Source organism: Psychromicrobium xiongbiense (genome assembly GCF_030271165.1).
Taxonomy (GTDB): Bacteria; Actinomycetota; Actinomycetes; order Actinomycetales; family Micrococcaceae; genus Renibacterium; species Renibacterium xiongbiense.
Genome location: NZ_JASSZH010000021.1, coordinates 244,540 through 267,015 on the forward strand (window position 1 = coordinate 244,540; position 22,476 = coordinate 267,015).

Here is a 22,476-nt window from a genome sequence, read left to right on the forward strand (position 1 = left end):
GCGAGTGATCTCCGCGGACCTTCCCCGATCCCGGCTATCTACCCACTACTGTAACCGAATTGTGACCCAAGGCCAAGATTTCATCTCGGACGGGATGCTATGAGGTCAGTCCCAGCTGCCGTAGACCTGCTCAGTATTACGACTCAACTGCTGGCAGAACCGGGACAGCTCGGTCTCTCTGGTCTCCGCCAGAACCCGTACCGTCTGGGGCATGAGATAGCTCGCATTGGGCCGTCCCCGGAAGGGGTGAGGCGTCAGGAAAGGCGCATCGGTTTCGACCAGAATCAACGAGGGATCGGCGAGCGCAGCCGCCTCCCTCAGACCTTCCGAATTCTTGAACGTCACCGTCCCGGAGAAGGAGAGGTACCAGCCATGCTCCCTGCAGATCCGGGCCAGGCTGGCATCTCCGGAGAAGCAGTGGAACACCACCCGGGAAGGGGCACCCTGCTCCAGCAGAATGCGCACCACATCCTCGTGCGCATCCCGGTCGTGGATCTGCAGTGCCAGGTCCAGCCGCTTGGCCAGTTCCAGATGCTTCCGGAAGGACTCCTGCTGCTGTGGCTGCCTCTGCGCCTCGGTGCGGAAGTAGTCCAGACCGGTCTCCCCGATCGCCCGGACCCGTGGATGCGCGGCGAGAACCTCGAGTTCCGCCAGGGCCGCGTCGAGCTGCCCCGCCTCCGCCAGTGCGGGCGCATCGTTGGGATGAATCGCGACGGCACCGAGCAGGCGCTCATCGGCCTTCACCGCCTGGACGACGAAGCGGGAGGACTCCAGATCACAGCCCACCTGCACGGCACCCTGCACTCCCACGGAAGCGGCGACATCGAGCGCATCCTTCAGCGACACCCGGGCCAGTGCGTCCCGCAGATCCGCGGGGGCGTTGTCGTCCAGAACGGGGAAGTCCAGGTGGGTGTGATTGTCCATCACCGGCTCCGGAAGCGGCTCAGGGGCCGGCGGGAATTCCAGGGCGCGACGGCGTTTGAGCGCGGCTTTCGCCGCAGGATCCTTCTCCGCCGCCAGGCGCTCCGGCGTGATCGGCTCCGCGGAGCGATAGGGCAGCGGCGCCAGCTGATCGGTATCGGCTGGCGAAGGCGCACTGGCCGTCGATCCCATGCTGGCAGGAACAACAGAAGACATGCTGTCTACTCTAGGCCGTACCCTGCGGGATGCTCAGGGAGCGGTTCAACGAGTAACGTAGTTCACACCCCGCCGGGCCACGAGCCCTGCAGGGACTGCGGAATCGGCTGATCAGAGGAATCCATTGTGAGCCACGCGCCTTCGGACCATATCGCCCCCCAGTTCGTCGCCCGAAGGGCATCCGATGGCACCCAGGACGGGGCACCGACGGCGATGGCGCACGCCGAATTCACGGCCCTGAGCCACGACATTCTCCACGCCATCTCCACAGTGATCGACGGCAAAGCCGAAGCCGCCCAGCTGGCGCTGACCGTGCTGCTGGCCCGTGGCCATCTCCTCCTCGAGGACGTGCCCGGCGTTGGCAAGACCATGCTGGCCAAGACTCTGGCCCGCACCTTGGACTGCTCCGTGAGCCGGATCCAGTTCACCCCGGATCTGCTCCCCTCCGATGTCACCGGGGTCTCGATCTTCAATCAGACCAACCACAGCTTCGAATTTCGGCCTGGCGCCGTCTTTGCCAATGTGGTGATCGGGGACGAAATCAACCGTGCCTCTGCCAAAACCCAGTCCGCCCTGCTGGAATGTATGGAGGAACACCAGGTCACGGTGGACGGTTCCACCTACCAGCTGGCCGAACCGTTCATGGTGGTCGCCACCCAGAATCCGCTCGAAATGGAGGGCACGTACCCGTTGCCGGAGGCCCAACGGGACCGGTTCATGGCCCGGATCTCGCTGGGCTACCCGGATGCCGAGGCTGAGGTTCAGATGCTCGAGACCCACCAGTCGACCTCCCCGCTGAGCCAGGTCCACCCGGTGGTGAGCGAGGCGCAGGTGCGGGCGATGATCAGCCTGGTCCAGGGGATCCACGTCGCTACTGCGGTCAAGGATTACGTGGTGGCTCTGGGTCGAGCCACCAGGGAACATCCACAGATCCGCCTGGGTGCCAGCCCGCGGGCCCTGTTGCAGCTCCTCCGCGCGGCCAAGGCCACCGCCGCCCTGGCCGGGCGCAGTTTTGTGGTCCCGGACGATGTCGCCGCGCTCGCACCGGCGGTGCTGGACCATCGCCTGCTGCTGGACCGGCGGGCAGGCGCCGCAGGGACCACCACCGGGCAGGTCCTGCGGACGATTCTGGCCTCTGTTCCGGTGGGTTCCCCCGCGTCGGTCCTTTCCTCGCCCTCCGCTGGCGCCCTGACCCACCGCGCCGACCGCCTGCGGTGAGCGCAGCACGGGGCTCCGGCGAGCGTCGGAAGCCACAAACCCGCCTGACCTTCCGCGGCTGGTCGCTGGCCGGAGCCGGGGTACTGTGTCTGCTGCTGGCCCAGGTGATGGGCCGCAAGGACCTTCTGGTCCTGGGCCTGTTCCTGCTGCTCCTACCGGTTCTGGCCCTGGCATCGGTGCGGCTCGGCGTACCCGGCTTCACCGTCCGTCGCAGCTTCGAACCCACCGTAGTGGTGGCCGGATCGGCAGCCTCGGTGAGCCTGTCGATCAGCGCGCCCAGCCGCTTTACCGGGCGGCTACGCATGCAGGAGGGCCTGCCCGAACGGTTCGGACCGTCTCCGCAGTTCTGGTATCCGGGCCAGGCTCACCAGGTGACGTCCACCGAGCGGCTGAGCCGCTATCGATACCGCATTCACCCCGCCGTCCGGGGTCAGTTTGCGGTGGGGCCGGTCAGCGCCGAATTCTCCGATGCCTTCGGACTCAGCCGCACCATGCTGATCCTGCCGGGAGTCTCCTGGCTGACCGTCACGCCGCCCTGCCTGGAACTTCATACCCTGCAGCTCAGTGGCGCACATGGGGTGGACGGCCCGGCGCCGACCCGGCAACGAGCCAATCCGAGCGATGACGATGTGATGACCCGCACCTACCGCCACGGGGACCCGATGCGCCGGGTGCACTGGCCCGCGACCGCACGGCACGGTCAACTCATGGTCCGCCAGGAAGAATCCGTCACCACTCCGTTGGCCACCCTGATCCTGGATCAGCGCCTGCCCGCCTTTCTGCCCCATGGGCCGGGTTCGCGTCAGGCGGCGGCCCACCCCGAGCTGCACAGTTCTGAATCCTTCGAATGGGCTGTGACCGCAACGAACTCCATCGGTGCACATCTGCTCCAGCACGGCTTTGAACTCCGCTTCCTCGACCTGTTCGGATCTGCAGGGGCCGCACGATCCCGCCCCGCTGAACATCCTGAGCAGGAGTACCTGGTGGGTTCTGATGGCGCAGCCGAGCTCGCTGCCAGCCTCGCCGCCTTGGAACTGCCTCGCGCCAGCGGCGACCAAGGACCGGGTGAGGATTCCAGACACGATGCCGGTCTGCTCTCCACGGTGAGCGCCACAGCACGGCGCGGACCGGTGGTCGCGGTGCTGGGCCTGCTCGACGGGGCGGATGCCGGCCTGCTCGCTCCCCTGGCGGCCGACGCCACCGAAGCGTGTGCACTGATCGTCGTGCCAGCACACCACGCCAGCGACCCCGGGTTGAAGAGGGCCACGGAACTGCTCCGACACGCGGGCTGGCAAGTGGCGGTGGCCTCCGCGGACAGTTCTCTGCCCGCGCTCTGGCTGCCCGCGCTCTGGGCGCAGCTGGATGCCCGGCGGAATCTCACGTCGGGCGGAGGTGCCGGATGAGTTGGCGTCCCGAAACCCTGACCAGGCAGCGCCGGGCCAGATTCGTTCCTTTCGCCGCTTCCCGTCCGCTGCCCTGGCAATTGGCAGCAGCCGTCTTCCTGGCCGTGGCGGGGACCGCCGTCGGTTTCGGTGGCGTTTTCCGCGGCTACGGATGGTTCGTGCCGTTGAGCTTCACGGTGGGTACGGTCGTGTTGGCCCAGGCCTGGGCCAGAGCGCTCCGGTTCCCTGCTGGCTGGGTTCCCGTGGTGGGCGCTGCTGTCCTGACGGCGGTACTGACCCTGCAGTTCCTGGCCTCCACTGCGCTCCTGGGGTTCATTCCCACCTCGTCCAGTCTGGGGCTGGCCAATGCTCTGATCGGTCAGGCGGCTGATACCGTCGCCCGCCAGGTGGCGCCAGTGGAGGCCGGTTCCGGAATCCTGTTCGTCCTCTGCCTGGGCGTGGGGCTGATCACCGTCCTGACCGATCTGCTCGCAGTAGGGCTGATGATGCCTGCGGCGAGCGGCATTGGGCCGTTGATGGTCGCCATCGTGCCCGCAACCATCAAAGTGGACAGCCTGGGGGTGCTGGGATTCCTGTTGGGTGGGGCCGGGTTCCTGAGCATTCTGGCGCTGTCGCAGAGTCTGGCGACCACCGGCGGTGCGGCGGCAGCCAAGGCCGCCTCCGGACCGGCATCGGCCGGTTCAGCCTTTGACCGGGGCGGGGGCGTTCAGGCTGCCCCCCGGAGCGCCCCAGGCTCGCGGGAGTCCCGGGCCGCTATCCGCGAGGGGCTCAGCGAACGCTGGACGGCGTTGCGGGGCGAGGCGAGCCAGGGCAACCAACAGAGGGGAGACGCGGCATCTCGGACTGCCTCCGTGACCCTCAGTGTCGACGCCTGGTGGCGGCCGGCCGCCTGGGGAGCCGTCGCACTGATCCTGGCCCTGGGTGTGAGCACGGCTCTGCCCGGTTTCACCACGGGCACCTTCCCCCAGGGCTCTCGCTTCAATCCGTTCGGCCAGGTCGCCGGGCTCAGCCCCTTGCTCGCGCTCGGCTCGGATCTGCGATCTCCAACGGCCAGCGGTAGCTTCACCGTGGCCACCACCAGCGATAACGCGCCGTACCTGCGCACGACCACCGTGGAATCCTTTGCTGGCGATAACTGGCAGCCCACTGTCCGGGAGATGCAACCGCTGAGCGATACGGCACTCCGCGATGACTTCGCGCCCAGCGCGACCTCGACCACCCCCATGGTCAGCGTCATCGAGGCCAGCGACCTGGCCAATGATTGGCTGCCCGCACCCTATGCGCCTCAGGCCGTCACCGGCCTCTCCGGTTCCTGGCGGGTGGACACCAAAACCCTATCCATCAAGGGCGTGGGCAGCACCACACACGGCCAGAGTTACCAGGTGAGCAGTGCGAGTCCGGTGCTCACTCCGGAGGTGCTGGAGCTGGCTCGGGCGCGTCCGCGACCCACCCTCGACCCGATTTTCATGTCGTTGCCCACCTCCATGCCTCCGATCATCCGTCAACGGGCTCTGGAGGTGACCGCTGCCGCCGGAACCCCGTATGAGAAGGCGATGGCATTGCAGAATTATCTGCGCGGTCCGGCCTTCACGTACTCCCTGCAGACGCCGGTGTCCGGCAACTATGACGGTACGGGGATGGACGTGCTGGCAACCTTCCTGCAGGTCAAAAGCGGGTATTGCGTACATTTTTCCGCGGCGATGGCGGTCATGGCCCGGGAGGCCGGCATACCCAGCCGGATCGCCGTGGGCTTCGCACCCGGACGAGCCACCTCCTCGACCACGGATATCGGTGGCAAGCCGCACACTCAGTTCGAGGTCGACGGAACCGATGCACATGCGTGGCCCGAGCTCTACTTTGAGGGCCTTGGTTGGGTACCCTTCGAGCCGACACCCTCCCGAGGGGTGGTACCCGGCTATGCACAGGCGCCTGTTGCCGATGCCACCACCCCGCCCGGCGACACAGTACCCACCGGGCAGAGCACCAGCGCCCCCGGAACCTCCAGCAGCAGCTCGCCCAGCAGCAGTTCCGCCGGGCAGCTCCAGGGCACCAAGCAGGAGTTTCCCTGGTGGTGGCTGTCGCTGCCGCTCGCGTTGATGCTGGCGACTCTGCCCGCGGTGTTCCGCGCGCTACGCCGGCGACGCCGCACCGAGCCGGGTGCCGGAATTCAGCAGGCCTGGGCCGAGTTGCAGGATGCCAGCTACGACCACGGGTTACCCCGGGATGCCAGCGATACCCCGCGCCGCTTCGTCCAGCGTCTTGCCGCCTCCGGTCTGGTCTCCGACGCCGGAACCCCTGTTGATCTCGGGTCATTGGTCGATGCCGTGGAGCGCCTGAGATACGGTCCCGGGCCTGCGGTCACGACGACGCCACCTGCAGCGCTGCGTCAGCTCAGGGCCGCCCTGACCGCACTGAAACTTCACGCCCGCCCTGCACGCCGGCTGCGGGCCCTGCTCCTCCCGGCGTCCCTGGCCCGGCCGTACCGGGGCTGAGGGCACTCAACTGGGGCGCTCAGCGTGAGCGGTCAGCGAGCACAGCGGCATACAACTCACGTTTACTGGCCCCGGCGCTTTCGGCCACGGTGGCCACAGCATCCTTGAGCCGGATGCCGCTTTCGGTCAGCGTGGCCACCGCGGCCAGCAGGTCTTCGGCGCTGCCCTGCTGGCCGGTGCTGCCTCCGACCACCACCGCGATCTCGCCGCGCACCTCGGCTTCCACCGCCCAGGCATGGAGCTCACCCACCGTGCCACGCAGCACCTCTTCGTAGGTTTTGGTCAGTTCCCGGGTGACAGCGGCAGGCCGGTCCGGCCCGAAAACCTCCACCACAGCGGCCAGCATGCTCTCCAGTCGATGAGGCGCCTCGAAGAAGACGAGCGTGCGTGGATCCTGGGCCACCTCGCGGAGCCGGCTCAACCGTTCTCCAGCCTTGCGGGGGAGAAAGCCTTCAAAAGCAAAGCGGTCCGTCGGCAGACCGGACAGCGTCAGGGCTGTCAGCACCGCGGAAGGCCCGGGTACCGCGGTAACCCGGACCCGGGCCGCGTGCGCCGCTTCCACCAGGCGGTAGCCGGGGTCCGAGACCGAGGGCATGCCGGCATCGGAGACCATCAGGACGGTATCCCCGGAACGGGCGCGCTCGATCAGCTCCGCGGTTTTCCGGCCCTCATTGTGTTCGTGGTAGCTCACCAGCCTTCCCGCGACGTTCACGCCCAGGCCTGCAGCCAGGGCCAGCAGCCGGCGAGTGTCCTCCGCAGCCACGACTTCCGCCGTCGTCAGCAGTTCGGTCAACCGGCCGGAGGCATCAGCTACATTGCCGATCGGAGTGGCTGCCAGCACAATCTGCCCGGCCGAATCAGCCTCACGCGAAGAATCCATGCTCCCAGCCTACGGCCCGGCCGCGACCACGGCTTCCGTGCACGCCCCCGGTAGCATGGCACAGTGACTCGCGGATCCTGGCTCCTCCCCCCTGCCCAGGCGTTCAGCCAACGCCAGCTGCTGGGCCGGCTTCTGGGCACCGGGTGGCGCTTCCTGGAGACTCCCCTGTCCTTGCGCCTCTGGTACTGGCTGGCTCCGCTGCTCACCGCTGTGCTGGGCGGCATCCTGCGCTTCGTGCGGCTGGGCGATCCGCCCTCACTGGTTTTCGATGAGACCTATTACGTCAAAGACGCCTACTCCTATCTGATCAGCGGTTACGAACGCGCCTGGAACCGGGATCCCAATCCGGGATTCAACCAGGGTGATTATTCCTCGCTGCTGGATGCGCCGGGGTTTGTGGTGCATCCGCCGGTGGGCAAGTGGATTATCGCCTGGGGCATGCAGCTCTTCGGCACCTCCAGCACCTTCGGTTGGCGGTTCGGTACGGCACTGGTGGGAACGCTGGCCATCCTGCTGCTGGCGCTGATCGCCCAGAAGATGTTCCGCTCGACGCTCCTGGGCACACTCGCCGGGCTCCTTCTGGCGGTGGACGGCCATGCCATCGTTATGTCACGCACCGCCATTCTGGACAACTTCGTGATGTTCTTCGCCCTGCTGGGCTTCGGTGCGTTGCTGATGGACCGCGATGACGGCAGACGGCGGCTGGCCCGCAGGCTGGCGCAGGCGCTCGATGGCGAGCGGGTCGGTTCCGACTCCACCCGCCTGCTCTACGGGCCGTGGCTCGGCATCCGGTGGTGGCGGATTGCCGCGGGGGTGTCGCTGGGCCTGTGCGCCGGCAGCAAGTGGACCGGTGTTTTCTTCCTGGCCGCTTTTGCCGTGATGAGTGTGCTGTGGGATGCCAGTGCCCGGCGCATTGCGGGCATCCGCTACTGGTTCATGGGCGCGGTACTCAAGGATTCTCCGCTGGCCTTCATCAGCCTGGTCCTCGTCTCGCTGGGGACGTATCTGGCCAGCTGGACCGGCTGGTTCCTCTCCAGCAATGCCTACGACCGCAACTGGGCGCAGAGCAACCCTTCCAGCACCTGGGACTGGATTCCGGCCAGTCTGCGCTCTCTCTGGGCGTATCACCAGTCGATGTACTCGGCGGGCCTCGCCATCGAATCCGACCATCCCTATAAGGCGAATGCCTGGTCCTGGTTCGTGATGGGCCGCCCGACCTCCTTTTTCGCCGAGTACCCCGGTTCCGGCTGCAACGGTGACAAATGCGCCCAGGTGGTCAACTCGGTGGGGAACCCGCTGATCTGGTGGGCTGGGGCTGCAGCATTGACCTTTCTGCTGGGCTACTGGCTGCTGCGCCGGGACTGGCGGGCCGGCGCGATCCTCTGCGGCTGGGCTGCGGGCTACCTGCCGTGGCTGATGTACCCGAACCGCACTATTTTCTTCTTTTACGCCATCGCCTATGAGCCATACCTGATTCTGGCCGTGGTGTTCTGCCTGGGGCTCATCCTGGGTACCCGCGATGATCCGCCCTGGCGGCGTCAGCAGGGCGCGATGGTGGTGGGCGTTTTTGTGGTGCTGGTTCTACTGATCAGCGCGTTCTTTCTGCCCATCTGGACGGCACAGACCATCACCTACGACGACTGGCGTTCACATATGTGGATGCCCAGCTGGATCTGAAGACCTGTTCCTCCTCTCGCTCCTCTCGAGTGGTGACGTATGGCCCCTAACACCGAGTGTTAGGGGCCATACGTCACCACTCGAGAGGAGGACTGCGGTCAGTTGGCGACGCGGCGGCCCTGCGAACGCTTGGCAGCCTCGACGACAGCGGTCCGGCGGCTCTTGGTGGGCCAGTTGAAGGCGAAGACCAGCGAAGCCACAATCAGCACGATTGCCCCGATGGTGCCACCTGCGTCCATCCAGAACTGCTCCGGGAAGAGCCGGATCAGCGTGTCTGATTCCAGGAAGGTCCAGGTGCCGTTGGCGAAGAACACCTTGTGCAGATCGACAAAGAAGGTGTCCCAGCCGATGACGGCGAAAACCCCCAGGCCGATGATGATCACGAGCGTGGCCAGCGAACCGGCAAAGACCGCCCGGCGGATGCCACCGACGCTGTGCCGGGCCAGGTAAAACATACCGATGACGACCAGCACCAGCGCGACGAATCCGATCAGCATGGACACGGAAATGACGCCTTTGACGTCAGCCATGTGGCTGACCTCGGTGGACAGGAACAGTTTCTGCCCGTTACTGCCTACCAGATCACCCAGAAAGCGCGGTCCGGCCAGATTGTTCAGATAGTCGACCACATACGAGCCGTAGCTGAGCCGATCATCGGTGCTGAAGCCGAACCGGTCTGCCGGGAACCCGGGCCGGAAGTACTCCACCCAAAGGAACAGCGGCGAGGCCACCAGACGAATGGTGCCGGCGATGACCACGATGGGGAAGCAGATGGCCACGATGATCTGCCAGATGCGAGGCAGCACCGGCTTGGCCTCAATGGCTTCTTCCCGGCCGGCCACCCGCCGGTCAATGTCGGTTTTGGGCGGCCGGATGGAGAGCATGGTGGTGGCGGTGGAGACCTCTGGAGCACCAGAGGATAGAGCAGCCGAGGACGCAGCACTCGATGCCGGAGCGCCCGATGACGGCGTCCCCGCTTTGGCGGCGGCAGCCGGCTCAGGCTTGGCAGCGGCTGCCCCAGCGGCAGGCTTTGCACCCTCGGCCTTGCTGTCCTTGGTCGCAGAAGGAGCCTGGGAAGATGCCCCTTTGCCGGTGTCCAGCCAACTGAAATCGGCCGAGGTGTCTCCCGCATCCTCGCCCGAGGCGCGGAAGGCATTCAACTGGGCGGCCAGATCCTCGGTCGGGGCAGGGCGGTCTTGCGGACGTGCAGGGTTCTTCTCACTCACCCTTTGAGGCTACTCGCCCTGACCCCTGCTCCGAGTGAGCCACCCCGAGAGCCGCAGCTATGCTGTGGGGACCACGCTCCCGGCATCGTGCTCTGCAAGGTCGCCATGCTGCCCGCTCCGGTGTGCCCGAGCGCCCAGTACCAGGGTGTAGGCCCAGTAGCCTGCCAGCACGAGGGCGCCGATGCTGATTTTGACCCAGACCGGAAGCGGTGAGGGGGTGACGAAGGCTTCCACCACGCCGGAGACCAGCAGAACCACCAGCAGACCCAGCGCCACAGTGATCAGAGAACGTCCCTCCTGGGCCAGGGACTGTGCCCGGCGTAGCGGCCCGGGCGAGACCCATGCCCAGAACAGCCGGAAGCCCGCAGCGGCGGCCACGAAGATCGCGGTGAGTTCCATCAGCCCGTGCGGCAGGATATAGCTGAAGAACACATCCCCGCGCCCATAAGCGAACATGACCCCGGCGGTGGTCCCCACCCCCTGGGCGTTGCTGTAGATCATGTACAGCGGCCAGATGCCGGTCACTCCGAAGGCCACACATTGGGCTGCAATCCAGGCATTATTGGTCCACACCTGCCCCGCAAAAGAGGCTGCAGGGTTCTCCGAATAGTAATTGACGAACCGCCCCTCGAAGGTGTCCTTCAGCTGAGGCGTCAGGCCCAGTGCAGATTGAACCTCCGGGTTAGCGGCCACCCACCAGCCATAGAGCCCGGCGATCAGCACAAAGCCCGCGGCGATGACCAGGGTCAGCCACCGCAATCGGTAGAAGGCTGCGGGCAGGCTGACCACGCAGAAGACGGCGACATCTTCGAAGATATTGCTCCGGGCGCCGGTGAAGGCGGTGCGCGTCCGGGCCAGCAGCATGGACAGGCGGGCGGAAAGATCGCCCTCCACGGAGACGGAACGGATCACCGAAAGATGAGTGGAGGTGACCTGGTACAGGCGCAGCAACTCGTCCGCCTCCTCTCCACTGAGACGGCTCTGACCGCTGAGTTGCTTGAGGCGGTTCCATTCCGCATGGTGTACTGCGGTGAATGCGTCCAGATCCACGGCACCAGCCTACGGCAGGCCGCCACATACACTGGAGTCCATGAGCAGCATCGTCACCGGCGAAGCCGTCGTCCTGGAGCTGAGACCCGCCTCTTTCGCCGCTCGCGGGGTGGGCCTGCTTCTGGATCTGCTGTGCTACACAGCACTGTACATTGGCGGACTGATCGCCTTGCTGGCGCTCATCGAACATGCGGATCCGGCGGCCATCAGCGCGCTCTTCCTTAGCTGGGCGGTGACGGCCTTCGTCGTCGTGCCGGTGGCGGTGGAGACGCTGTGGCGGGGGAAGTCGGTGGGTAAGGCCGCGATGGGTTTGAGGATCGTGCGTGATGACGGCGGGTCAATCCGCTTCCGGCAAGCACTGATTCGCGGCCTGACGGGCTTTCTGGAGATCTACCTGACCTTCGGCTCGGTGGCCTTCATCACCTCACTGCTGAATGAAAAATCCCAACGTCTGGGTGATCTGCTGGCCGGAACCTATTCGCTGCGGGAGCGGACCGTCGCCGCGCGCCCGGGACCTTTAGTGATGATGCCGCCGCCCCTGGTCTACTGGGCCTCATTGGCGGATATCGGCCGACTGCCGGATGGCCTGGGGCGGAGGATCAGCCAGTTCATGACCCAGAGCAGCCGGATGACTCCTCAATCACGGGAGATGATGGCCAGCTCCCTGGCCACCGAGGCCGCGCAGTGGGTTGCACCGCCACCACCTCCGGGCACCCCGGCGGAGGCCTTTCTGGCTGCGGTGACCGCTGAACGTCGAGATCGGGACTATCGTCGGCTTGTCACGGTCAAGGCCGAGTCCGATCGGATCGCCGCCCGGATGGCCCACCTGCCCTATACCAACTGACTCCCACCGGTCATACCTGGTGTGAGGATCTGCCGCCCAGGGCGTCAGCGGGAGCCGTACTGTGCCCAGGGGATGTTCCAGTCGCCGAAACCGTCGGTGGGCGGCGCCACGGTATTGCCGGAGTTGAACACCTGCACCATGTCCCCCGTTCCGAAGTTGGCGAACACCCAGCTGGAATCCGCTTCGCTGAGACCGATGCAGCCGTGGGAGGCGTTCTCCACGCCCAGCACGGACATGCCGGTGGGCGTCGCCTCATGCATGAACTGACCGCTGGTGGTCAGCCGGATGGCATTGTTGACCCAGACCTGCCCATAGTCACCGGGTGCGCCGGGCTTGAGGCCGATCGTGGAGGCCACGAACAGGGCGCGTTGCTGCTTCTCCATCATGACCTGGTAACCGGAGGCAGAGGGGAAGGTGGTGTCTCCCATAGTGATCGGCATGGTGCGCACCAGCTGGTCATTGACGTAGACCTGAGCCTGGTGGGTATTGCCATCGGCCACGATCAGCTTCTTATCGCCAACCTTCATACTGACGGTCTTGTTGAAGTTGCCGATCTGACCATTTCCCAGGTCCACTCCGTAGAGGTTCATCGCTACGGAAATCGTGGAGTTGGCTGCCCAGAAGGCCTCCGGACGGTAACGCACCATGGTGTTGCTGTACCAGTGGAAGGCACCCACCTGACCGGCCGTCGTCGTGATCTTGATCGCCTTTTCCACGGCCTCCTTGTTGATCACCGGCTCGCTGAAATCGATCTGAACGGGCTGGCCGACGCCCACCGTGGATCCGTCCGGGGTGTAGGTGGCGGCGTTCGCCTCATTGGCGCTGCTGACGGTGCTGAAAGTCTGCGAACCGGTGGTCTCCTGCTTGGCGCCGTCCAGCGCGGAGTAGCTGAGCTTGTATTGCGTGTTGAACTTCAGCAGGCCGGAGGCCTTCCAGGTGGTGCCGTCGGCGCTGACCACGCCATCGACGCTCTCGCCGGTCAGCGCGTTGGAGAGCACCGCGTACTTGATGGATCCGTTGGTGGCTGTGATCTGCACCGGGGTGATCGGGTTGACCTGCTTGGCGCCGTCGGCCGGACTGACCACCACCGAGAGCGGCAGCACCGGGACGCTCGGCGTGGCACTGGCGGTTGAGCTGGCGCCAGCCTGAGCACTCGTCGTGGGCTGAGAGTTACTCGCCCCGCCACCTGCCCAGCTGGGCGCGGTGGCAGCGCCGATGCCACCTGCGGCGGCCAGCACGCAGACGGCCGCGATGACGGCGATCTTCCAACCCTTGCGGCGGGGTTTCTGCTCCACGGATTCGGTCATGCCAGGCTCCCGGTGCGCAACGGAAAACCAGGGGATTCCCTGCGCGATTGTTGATGTGCGCTGGTTTGTCCCAGCAATAGTGATACGCACAACAGTTTATCGCATGACGCCAGCGATTCCCGGTGAGCAGGCCCTCGCGATTGTTGCGATTCTGTAGCAGTTTGCCCAGAAGAATCTGGGAGCAGCTCAGTAGCGGTAGTGGTCCGCCTTGTACGGCCCGGCCACATCGACGTCCAGGTATTCCGCCTGCTCCTTGCTCAGCTCGCTGAGCTCCACGCCCAGGGCCGCCAGGTGCAGGCGCGCCACCTTCTCATCCAGAATCTTCGGCAGAACGTGGACCGTGGTCTCATAGGGCTCGTTCTCGTGCTTGGTGAAGAGTTCGATCTGCGCGATGGTCTGGTTGGCGAAGGAATTGCTCATCACGAACGAGGGGTGACCGGTCGCATTGCCCAGATTGAGCAGTCGGCCTTCCGAGAGCACGATGATGGAACGTTCCTGATCGGTGCCCTGGTCAAAGATCCATTCATGCACCTGGGGCTTGATCTCCACCTTGACCACACCGGGAATCCGGCCCAGGCCCGCCATATCGATCTCATTGTCGAAGTGGCCGATGTTCCCCACAATCGCTTTGTTCTTCATGGCCTGCATCTGCGCCGCCGAGATGACGTCCTTATTGCCGGTCGTGGTGATGAAAATATCGCCCTGAGCCACCACGGAATCCAGCCTGGCCACCTGGTAACCGTCCATGGCCGCCTGCAGCGCGCAGATCGGATCGATCTCGGTGATGATCACCCGGGCGCCCTGGCCGCGCAACGCCTCGGCCGCACCCTTGCCCACATCGCCATAACCGCACACCACGGCCACCTTGCCGCCGATCAGCACGTCGGTGGCGCGGTTGATGCCGTCCGGCAGGGAGTGCCGGATGCCGTACTTGTTATCGAATTTGCTCTTGGTCACCGAATCGTTGACGTTGATCGCCGGGAACAGCAGCCGGCCCTGTTCCGCGAGCTGGTAGAGCCGGTGAACGCCCGTAGTGGTCTCCTCGGTGACACCCCGGATCCCGGCCGCGATGCGGCTCCACTTCTGCGGGTCCTCGGCCAGAGCGGCGCGGAGCCGTTCCAGCACAATGCGCCACTCCAGGGAGTCGTCCTCGGCTGGGGAAGGCACAGCACCCACTGCCTCATATTCCACACCCTTGTGCAGCAGCAAGGTTGCATCCCCGCCGTCATCGAGAATCATATTGGGGCCCAGCTCGGGGTTCTCCGCGGCACCGGGCCAGCTGAGAATCTGTTCCGCCGTCCACCAGTATTCCTCCAGCGATTCACCCTTCCAGGCGAAGACCGGGACCCCCTGGGGGTCCTCGACGGTCCCCTGGCCCACGACAATGGCCGCGGCGGCCTCGTCCTGGGTGGAGAAAATATTGCAGGAGGCCCAGCGGACCTCGGCACCGAGCGCAACGAGCGTCTCAATCAGCACCGCGGTCTGCACGGTCATATGCAGCGAACCGGCAATCCGGGCGCCCTTGAGCGGCTGGGATTCACCGTATTCCGCGCGCAAGGACATCAATCCCGGCATCTCGTGCTCAGCCAGTCGGATCTGGTGCCGACCGGCCTCCGCCAAGGTGATGTCCGCGATCTTGTACTCAAGTGCCATGAGGGGCCGCCTTTACTGAAGAACCACTGGTGCTGGGTGAGAAAAAGAATGACAAAGGATGACGGAGAGTCAGCTCCCGGAGCCAGCCTCCGGCTGCTCGCCAGAAGACCCGGGAATCAGGATGGCGATGCCGTCCTCGATGCTGTAGTGCACGGGCTCTCCCCCTGGCCCCGCTGAGGCAGTGACCAAGCCGCTGCCATCCTGACGGAGCGGAAGCCCGGTCACCGGACAGCGCAGGATGCCGAGCAGTTCCTCGGGAAGGCGTGGCGTGGGCCGCTGGGTCATAGTTCTCCTTGAGAGAGGGGCAACGCTGCTCAGCGAGCAGCACCAGAAAGGTCAGCTGAAGCTCGGGTGGGAATCTGCAGTCATGGTCAGTCCCGCAGGATGCGCAGATGCCCCCGCCGGGCCGAGGTGCTGGATCCATGGCTCGGATCTTCCAGAGGGGCGGGGCTGAGCCGCTGAGCCAGACCATCCGGCCAGGGCTCATCCTGGTCCGGAACACTCCGCGCCGCCTCCCGGACGGCATCAGCCAGCGCCAACAGGTCATCATCGCTGCGCTGCGGTGCCACCTCAGGCATCGCGAGCCGGAGCACCTCCCAGCCCCGCGGAACCGTCAGCCCCTGGGCGTGAACCCCACACAGGTCGTAGCTGTGTGGTTCAGCGTAGGTGGCCAACGGGCCGAGAACAGCAGTGGAGTCCGCATAGACGTACGTCAGGGTGGCGACAGCCGATTGCTGGCACCCGGATCGCGAACATTGACGTATCTTTCCCACGATTAAGTAGCCTACCGCCCCGCGCCGACACTCGGAGCTGTGGGCCCCCGATCAGACGCTCCGACTGACGGTCGAGCTGACCTGGGCGCTGTGAGGCGACCGCTGGTCACGGGATATTCGCGGCACAGCCCCCAGCGGTCTAGCATCGATTCATGGGGTACTTCAGGGGGTACAAGGAATCGTCAGGCTGGAGTTTTCAGCTGGCTACCCAGCAGAACACCGGCGGCCAGGAAGGCCCCGACAGTCTGAACCGTCAGGACAACCAGAAAAACGGCGCTGCGCGGGCTTACCGTCAACGCCGCCGGGACCGTCATGGGCGCGGCCTGCGCGGCCCCCTGGTCCCGAAACCTCATCCCGGGGCGCGCAGTCGTTCCGAACTCTTTGACGATGTGGTGGTCGAGTCGGCTGAGCGCCTTCAGGACATCTGGGGTTCAGCTCTTGACCGCGTCCGCTTTGTGGTCAAAGACATCCCCGACCACCTCGAGGACCTGGTAGCGCGGCAGGAGCCTGCCCCGTTGGCCGATTTCACGCCCCGTCACCAGGGAGAGCCGGACATCGTCACGGTCTACCGGATGCCGTTGGTCCAGACCAGCCGCAGCGCCGAGGACCTCGCCGAGCGAGTCCACGATGCCGTGATTGAGCAAGTCGCGATCCTGCTCAATCTGAGCCCCGAAGCGGTGGATCCGAGCTACGGACGCCTGCACGGCCGGTGAGGCCACGAGGAGTGCCCGGGTGCCGGAGCACTTCGGGAGCCGGGCTTCAGTAGCCCAGCCCCACCTGGACACTCTGCAGCGTGGCTGGATTCCGCGGAATTGCGAGCACCGAGATTCCGTCGTTCTGGGAGAGCAGCTGAGCACCGAAAGCGGGCGAACCACTGGCCGAGACCAGGAAACCTGAGACGGCACCGCCGGCCCATTGCGCGGGATCAACCACCACGGTCTTCCCCGCGGACAACGTCAACGTCTTGGCCGCCTGCGGTTTGCCGTCGGTGCCGATCGGCGTCAGCGACAGTTGCGCTGCCCCGGCGGGGGCACTGAAGACCAGCTTGCTGGACACACCGGAGGGCAGCACCACCAGATGAGAGTCAGTCAGCTTGGCGTTGGCCCCGGACTCCGCCAGATCCACCGCCTCGCCAGCCTTGGTCCCGCTGACGGTGCGCACCGAGGCAATCACGGAGGCATCGGCATCGACCGCAAGGGTGTACGTGCCCTGCGGCAGGCCGCTGATCGGCAGTTCGGTCACTGAGCCGGCTTTCGCCGTGAACACACCACCCTGCGGCAGTGCCACCGGCCCTGACTGACCGAGTGCCTGGACCCGCACCATCGTGTCGACAGCACCCGGGTTGAGCACCCGCAGGGTGGTCTGGGCATCCTGGTAGCCGCTCTGGCCGGAGATGCTGGAGGCCAGCGCAGGGTCCATCACCTGGACCGCCGTCATGACCTGCTGCTGACTGGGAGGTGCGACGGCGGTCAGGAAGTCCACGCCACCGGGCGTCAGCCCGCGTAGCACCGACTGCTGGATCGTGGCGCTGACCGGTCCCCCCGAAGAACGAATCCGCAGGGCAAGATCCTTCTGAGACCCCGCGAGCCCGGCAACCACCACTGATTTCACCGAATTCGGCGGCACCAGGAGGTCCTTGGAACCGGTGGCCTGCAGCGGCCCTGAGGTCCCGTAGAGGTCCACGGTGACGTTAGCCGGGATGGTGGAGGCATTGCTGAGCTGAAGGATCGCCGTGCGGCCAACCTCGGTACTGGCGCCGAGCAACCAGACTTCATTGCCGGGCGTCTGGCAGGAGGCCGCCGCAAGTCCGCGCAGATCGCCGGTTCCGGCGGTATAGGTCAGGACGGCGGCCGCAGAGCTGCGTTGGTCCCCCACCGGATCGGCCCGCAGCACACTGGGCTGACCGACGCTCTGCGCTGCCAGCGAGGCGAACTGCTGCTGTACCGGGCCACCCCCCAGACTCGGTGTGGGTGTCTGAGTGGACGCCTGTGACACGGTGGCCAGAGGCGCGCCGGTTCCCGGCATGCTCGCAAGCACACTCTGCGGCATCAGACCGGTACTGGTACCGCCCACCAAGGCACTCACCGTGGTCTTGGCATCGGAGGATCCCGGGGAAAACTGCGGATCCGTCTGAGTCCCGGCCCCCTGAAGCAATTGAGCAGGCCCGGGGCAGACTGCGAGGTTGGGACCGGAGGGCAATGCCGCGGCAGGCACCGCCACGGGGTGGCTTCCGCTCAGCGGCACGGGCCAGGAACCTGCGGTCACCACGGCACCAGCGACGATGGCGATCCCCACCGATCCGAGGACCGTCACCGTGGTGCGAAGACCTCGGCGGCGGCGGAGCGCCGGACGCCCGGTGCGAGGGATGGCAGCCTTGACCTTTCTGGAGGTTGAGGGCTTCTTCGGAGCCTGTGCCCCGGCCTTGGGGTTTTCCGGAGCGGGCTCCGCACTGGGCTCAGTTGCGGGCTCAGCAGCGGGCTCAGAGGAAGGCTCCACCGGCTCCAGCCCTGGCTTCTGGTCCTCCGTCATGCTGTCTCTCCCGCACGCATCGTGTCTGTCTGAGCTGGTTTTTCCGCTGCAGACGTGGCTGTCTCAGGGACACTTCGTCGCGACGTTCGCCGGCTGCGACGCGCCTGCACTCCCCGCAGTGAGGCTGGTTTGATCCGGCGGGTCGGCAACGGGATGACCAGCAGGAGGGTGAGAGCGAACACCACCACCTGCGCAGCACCCCACCACCAGGCTGCGGGTTGTTCGTAGCGGATCTCCAGGTGGCCGGCAGCGGCGGGCAGGTTGAAGGCCTGCGCCCAGGATGCCGCTCCCGGCGCGGCGGCCGAGGTCAGTTTCTGGTCGTTAAACCAGGCGCTCCAGCGTGGATCGGCCCGTTCAGCCAGGACGACGAGCCGACCTTCAGCGCCCTGCCCCACCTGGGTGTCCACTCCTTCAGCCTGTGAGGCAGGCTGGGAAGGCAGATAACTCAGCGTGCCACCCTTGCCATCGTCGATGCGCGCTGCCGCCACCGTGGCAGCCGTCGGCTGAGCGGTGGCCCGGGGCAGAACCCGCCAGAGCCAGCCCTGATCGGTCTGCCCTATGCTGACCAGACCGGGAACGGTGTTGATCTTGCTCGCCAGCAACTCCGAGGAGCTGTCCGTGCCGCGAAGCATCACAAAACCCACACCGAGTGCGTTGAGGTCATCCCCCGGGTTGGCCCCACTCCCTGCGGTGATCGCCGCCACCGAGCGTCGGACGGAGGCCGCCACCGGATCATCGCCGGTCACGGTCTCTGCACCGAATCCGCCCGTGATGCCCTGCGCCGCCACGATGGTGGAGAGCGCATCCTCGCCCGTGCCGCCATCGCGCATCAGGCTCGCCTGAGCCACTCCATCAGGGCCAACGGTCATCACGAGGGAGCGGCTGCGGTCCGCGCTCAGGCCGCGGTCCACGGCCGTGGCCGCCAGGGGGCGCACCCCGGTAGGCAGGAGCTCCGTGCTTCCGGCCGGAACCGTCGCGTTGTACCCGGGATGAGCGCCAGTGACCTGCTGAACGGTCCAGACACCCAAGGACAGCAGCGGGCCAGCCACGAGGGCCACCGAGGCGATGACCGCCAACGGGCGAGTCCAGACCCGCGACGAGCTCTCCTCTCCGGCCAGGGCGGCTCCGGAGTCACGCTGATCCGCAGCATGGCCTCTGCGGATCAGAGCATCCAGTCCGATCACCACAATGGCCAGCAAGGCGAGCACCGCTACCGAGACCGAGGGGCCACTGAAGGCCGTCACGATGCTGTTCTGAGTTCGTGCTGTGCCCAGCAGACCCACGCCATACCCTGAGGCCACCGCCAGCAGCACGACCACCCAGAGCGTGCGCACCAGCCGGATGCGGCGCTGAGGCCAGAGAAGACTGATCGCCGCCGTCAGCACCAAAGGCGCACCAATGATCAGGATCAGGATCAGCATCCACGGGACTCCGGCGGGAAGCCAGCCGAAGCCGACGATGGCGGCATCCGGAGCGAGCGTCGCCGGCTGACCCAGGAGCTGCTGCCAGGCCGGTGCATTCGCAAAGGGCAACGGCACCCCCGGATCAGCGAGAATCGCCCGCGGGTTATCCAGGGTGGAGGCGATGAACGGTGCAAAGAGCGCGGCGCTAGGCACCAGAGACCACCAGAGTGATGCGGCCCGGCGCCCGCCGAATATCATCACCAGAACCACCAGCACCATGGCGAGCGGCAGCAGACTGGGCGCACTGGCCGTCACGACGGCCAGGCCAAGGCCCGCCGCAGCACACGCCGTCCAGGGCGACCGGGGCCCGGGACGCAGCGCCCTCAGATAAGCCCAGAGCACCCAGGGAAGCATCAGGTGGGCCAGCAGAGCACCCAGCCGGCCCTGTCCCAGCGACAACAGAAGCACCGGGGATCCGGCCCAGACCAGGGCGGCGAGCAGCCGCGGCCAGCGGCTTCTGCTCAGCGTCCCGGCGCACAGCCAGGCACCCAGGCCTGCCAGCGGCAACGCCAGGGTGAGCAGCCACACCACTGCGGTGGAACCATTGCCCCAGCCCAGCAGGGCCAGGACCCAGAGCACCAGATCGAAGGGTTCACCATGACCGGGCCAACCGGCGCCGAGCGTGATCCACCAGCCGGTGGCGTGTTGCCAGATTTCGCCCAGACCGGCCGAGAGCGGGAGCAGCGCCCCACCGCCCACAGCACTCGCGCCGACCAGGCGGTTGAGCGAGACCAAGGACACCGCTGCCAGGAGCAGGACGGCGAAGATCGCCCCCGCGCCCACCCAGAGTCGGCGCGCCGTGGCCAGCGCCGCGAAGTCATCGGTGGCATCGCCACTGGGTTCAAATTCGTGCACCGTCGAGGCGGCAACCACCGAACCGGCATCGGCCGCGTCTTCCCGGGCACGTTCCGGATCCGCCGCACGTTCGGCCTCCGCCACTGCCGATTCCGCCAGCGCGCGACGATAGGCCCGTACATCGGCCGCAGGGATCTGAAGGTCCGCCACCATGCTGCGCGAGACCCGGCGGGTCCGGGCCGCGGAGCGACGGCCTGCTGCAATGACGTCAAAGCGGAACAAGGCTGCCAGCGTCGCACCGAGCGAGCGGAGTCCGCCGCCCGGATCCTTGAACAGCAGACCGGCGATCAAGGATCCGGTGCCGCCCAGGAGCGCCGCAAACCAGACGAAGGGCAGCGCCCACCAGGGAGCGAATTTGAGCCGCAGAAGAACCTCGGCATGACGGGCTGCACGTTCCAGGGCTGCCTCGCTGTGCCCGGGGCGCGGTGCTCTGGAGTGCATCATGACCGCACTGGGCACGACCACCACGCGGTGGCCCGCCAGCCGGTTACGCCAGCAAAGGTCAACATCGTCACCGATGGCCGGAAGTGCGGGATCAAAACCACCCAGGGCATCCCAGACGTCCCGGCGGATCAGCAGCCCGGCGGAATTCACCGCAAAGACGTCGGTTCGGCCGTCGTACTGGCCCTGGTCCTGTTCGTCCGACTCGATCATGGTCAGCCGCTCAGCCCGGCGGCTGACGCTCAGCCCGGCATCGACCAGCGAACGCGGCGCCTCGGCATCGAGCTGTTTACACCCGGCAATGGTGACCGATGGCGCCCGCTCCACCGCATTGAGCAGCTCGGCCAGCGCCGTCCGCTCGGGAGCGGAATCGTCGTGTAGAAGCCAGAGGTATTCGGACTCGGGGGCGCGGTTGCCCGGTCGGTCTGTCGGTGAGGTCAGGGCGGAGAGGCCCGCACGCACGGCAGCGCCGAAGCCACCCCGGCTGGAGCGCCGCAGGACATTCCCGGATCCCAGTGCCGACTCCAGCAGCCTGGCGGAGGAATCCTTGGACGCCACATCCACCCCGATGGCCCGATCCACAGGACGGGTCTGTCCGGCCAGGGCCGCCAGAGTGCGCGGCATATACGTGGAGCCGTTGTGGCTCACCACAACGGCTGTTACGTGCATTGCGTCAGAAATCAGACCGCTCGCTTCCGTAGCCGACGGCGCTCACGCTCGGAAAGCCCACCCCAGATGCCAAAGCGCTCATCGTTGGAAAGAGCATATTCGAGGCACTGTGAACGGACCGTGCAGGAGGCACATACTTTCTTGGCATCGCGGGTAGAGCCGCCCTTTTCGGGGAAGAAGGCCTCCGGGTCGGTCTGGGCGCACAGCGCATCGGCCTGCCATCCCAACTCGCCTTCATCGGCCGGATCGGCCCGATGCTGGAGCGGAAGGCCAATCCAGATGGCCTGATCGACCGTGCCGATGACCTCAGCGACGCCGACGGTGAGCTGGCCCCCCAGCGGGAGGTCGTCATCGTCATCGTCGTCATACTCTTCGGCGAGATGATCGGCCAGGAATGCCGTGGCCTGATCCTCCAGAGACTGCGCCTGCGCCCGGCGGAATCCTTCTGCCGCACCCGGATCGGCGGGATCGACGTACCAATCGGCTGGAATCTCCCGGCTGCGCTGAACCGGCGCCGGGTGCAGATCACTGGCGCCCTCGTGGCCCAACTCGGTGAACGCCCCAAATGCCAGTGAGCTGGTCGTGCTGCGCTGACGCTCCGCCTGCCCCATGCTGGTCCTTCCGTAGTTTCCGTAGTCGGTCAATCGCCGGAAAAGAAAAGAGGCTCTCCGCGGCCTGGGGAATTCCCTCGGCCGAGTCGTTATCAACCCGCGACCTTCAGGACTAATTACACCGGTGTAATACTGTGGGCGTCAAGCGGTAGCGTGGATTTTATCTACGCCCGGACCAGAATCTTGGCTGCGCCACGCCTAGTATTTTGCCGACTGGCTCGGCGTGTCGCAGTCGGCCACCGGGAACA

The 22,476-nt window shown here is 66.2% G+C and carries 17 protein-coding genes; 6 read left to right on the forward strand and 11 right to left on the reverse strand.

From position 1 onward, the window contains the following. Positions 1-105: 105 nt before the first annotated feature. Positions 106-1,113, reverse strand: a complete 1,008-nt coding sequence (locus QQM37_RS09045) for a TatD family hydrolase (protein ID WP_420030149.1) — start codon at positions 1,111-1,113, stop codon at positions 106-108. 174 nt (positions 1,114-1,287) lie between these two features. Between QQM37_RS09045 and QQM37_RS09050 the strand changes: the two genes are divergently transcribed. Genes QQM37_RS09050 through QQM37_RS09060 form a run of 3 tightly spaced genes read left to right on the forward strand, consistent with a single transcriptional unit; the run spans position 1,288 to position 6,250 of the window. Beyond that, complete coding sequence (locus tag QQM37_RS09050; RefSeq protein WP_420030150.1) at positions 1,288-2,355, forward strand: AAA family ATPase; 1,068 nt, start codon at positions 1,288-1,290, stop codon at positions 2,353-2,355. Beyond that, positions 2,352-3,758, forward strand: coding sequence for a DUF58 domain-containing protein (locus tag QQM37_RS09055; RefSeq protein WP_285726686.1), 1,407 nt, complete (start codon positions 2,352-2,354; stop codon positions 3,756-3,758). The genes QQM37_RS09050 and QQM37_RS09055 overlap by 4 nt, the downstream gene beginning before the upstream one ends. Continuing rightward, positions 3,755-6,250, forward strand: coding sequence for a transglutaminase TgpA family protein (locus QQM37_RS09060; RefSeq protein WP_285726688.1), 2,496 nt, complete (start codon positions 3,755-3,757; stop codon positions 6,248-6,250). Before QQM37_RS09055 ends, QQM37_RS09060 begins: the two co-directional genes overlap by 4 nt. A gap of 19 nt (positions 6,251-6,269) precedes the next feature. Here the strand turns inward: QQM37_RS09060 and rsmI are convergent, their stop codons facing one another. Beyond that, positions 6,270-7,130: a 16S rRNA (cytidine(1402)-2'-O)-methyltransferase gene (gene rsmI, locus QQM37_RS09065; protein WP_285726690.1), complete on the reverse strand. Its 861-nt coding sequence runs from the start codon at positions 7,128-7,130 to the stop codon at positions 6,270-6,272. A gap of 63 nt (positions 7,131-7,193) precedes the next feature. Here rsmI and QQM37_RS09070 point away from each other — a divergent pair, with 63 nt between their 5' ends. After that, on the forward strand, positions 7,194-8,807 hold the full coding sequence (locus QQM37_RS09070) for a dolichyl-phosphate-mannose--protein mannosyltransferase (RefSeq protein ID WP_285726691.1): 1,614 nt from the start codon (positions 7,194-7,196) through the stop codon (positions 8,805-8,807). A 98-nt stretch (positions 8,808-8,905) separates the two neighbouring features. Here the strand turns inward: QQM37_RS09070 and QQM37_RS09075 are convergent, their stop codons facing one another. Both QQM37_RS09075 and QQM37_RS09080 read right to left on the reverse strand, forming a co-directional pair. Next, the gene (locus QQM37_RS09075) at positions 8,906-10,033 is read right to left on the reverse strand and encodes a TIGR01906 family membrane protein (RefSeq protein ID WP_285726694.1); all 1,128 of its coding nucleotides are present in this window, start codon (positions 10,031-10,033) and stop codon (positions 8,906-8,908) included. Between the two features lie 57 nt (positions 10,034-10,090). Beyond that, entirely contained in the window at positions 10,091-11,083 is a 993-nt protein-coding gene (locus QQM37_RS09080; protein WP_285726696.1) for a stage II sporulation protein M, read from the reverse strand. Positions 11,084-11,123: 40 nt separating this feature from the next. Between QQM37_RS09080 and QQM37_RS09085 the strand changes: the two genes are divergently transcribed. Then, positions 11,124-11,927, forward strand: coding sequence for an RDD family protein (locus QQM37_RS09085; protein WP_285726698.1), 804 nt, complete (start codon positions 11,124-11,126; stop codon positions 11,925-11,927). Between the two features lie 44 nt (positions 11,928-11,971). On the opposite strand, the gene QQM37_RS09090 is transcribed toward QQM37_RS09085, so the two are convergent. The 4 genes from QQM37_RS09090 to QQM37_RS09105 all read right to left on the reverse strand — a co-directional run bounded on the left by QQM37_RS09090 (position 11,972) and on the right by QQM37_RS09105 (position 15,660). Further along, positions 11,972-13,234 carry a L,D-transpeptidase gene (locus tag QQM37_RS09090; protein WP_285726700.1) on the reverse strand — a complete coding sequence of 421 codons (1,263 nt, stop codon included), beginning with the start codon at positions 13,232-13,234 and terminating at the stop codon, positions 11,972-11,974. Between the two features lie 186 nt (positions 13,235-13,420). Further along, positions 13,421-14,887, reverse strand: coding sequence for an adenosylhomocysteinase (gene ahcY, locus QQM37_RS09095; RefSeq protein WP_285726702.1), 1,467 nt, complete (start codon positions 14,885-14,887; stop codon positions 13,421-13,423). A gap of 69 nt (positions 14,888-14,956) precedes the next feature. Next, a complete protein-coding gene (locus QQM37_RS09100; RefSeq protein ID WP_285726704.1) occupies positions 14,957-15,172 on the reverse strand; it encodes a hypothetical protein in 216 nt (71 codons plus the stop codon). A gap of 86 nt (positions 15,173-15,258) precedes the next feature. After that, positions 15,259-15,660 (reverse strand): DUF3499 domain-containing protein, encoded by a 402-nt coding sequence (locus tag QQM37_RS09105; protein WP_285726706.1) that lies wholly within the window; start codon positions 15,658-15,660, stop codon positions 15,259-15,261. Between the two features lie 152 nt (positions 15,661-15,812). Here QQM37_RS09105 and QQM37_RS09110 point away from each other — a divergent pair, with 152 nt between their 5' ends. Further along, positions 15,813-16,373, forward strand: a complete 561-nt coding sequence (locus QQM37_RS09110; protein WP_285726708.1) for a metallopeptidase family protein — start codon at positions 15,813-15,815, stop codon at positions 16,371-16,373. A 46-nt stretch (positions 16,374-16,419) separates the two neighbouring features. Here the strand turns inward: QQM37_RS09110 and QQM37_RS09115 are convergent, their stop codons facing one another. From QQM37_RS09115 to QQM37_RS09125, 3 genes are read right to left on the reverse strand one after another with little or no spacing between them, the layout of a single operon-like run. Next, positions 16,420-18,189 (reverse strand): DUF5719 family protein, encoded by a 1,770-nt coding sequence (locus QQM37_RS09115; protein ID WP_285726710.1) that lies wholly within the window; start codon positions 18,187-18,189, stop codon positions 16,420-16,422. Next, positions 18,186-21,617: a glycosyltransferase gene (locus tag QQM37_RS09120; protein WP_285726712.1), complete on the reverse strand. Its 3,432-nt coding sequence runs from the start codon at positions 21,615-21,617 to the stop codon at positions 18,186-18,188. The genes QQM37_RS09115 and QQM37_RS09120 overlap by 4 nt, the downstream gene beginning before the upstream one ends. A gap of 11 nt (positions 21,618-21,628) precedes the next feature. Next, complete coding sequence (locus tag QQM37_RS09125; RefSeq protein WP_285726713.1) at positions 21,629-22,228, reverse strand: WhiB family transcriptional regulator; 600 nt, start codon at positions 22,226-22,228, stop codon at positions 21,629-21,631. Between the last annotated feature and the right edge of the window lie 248 nt (positions 22,229-22,476).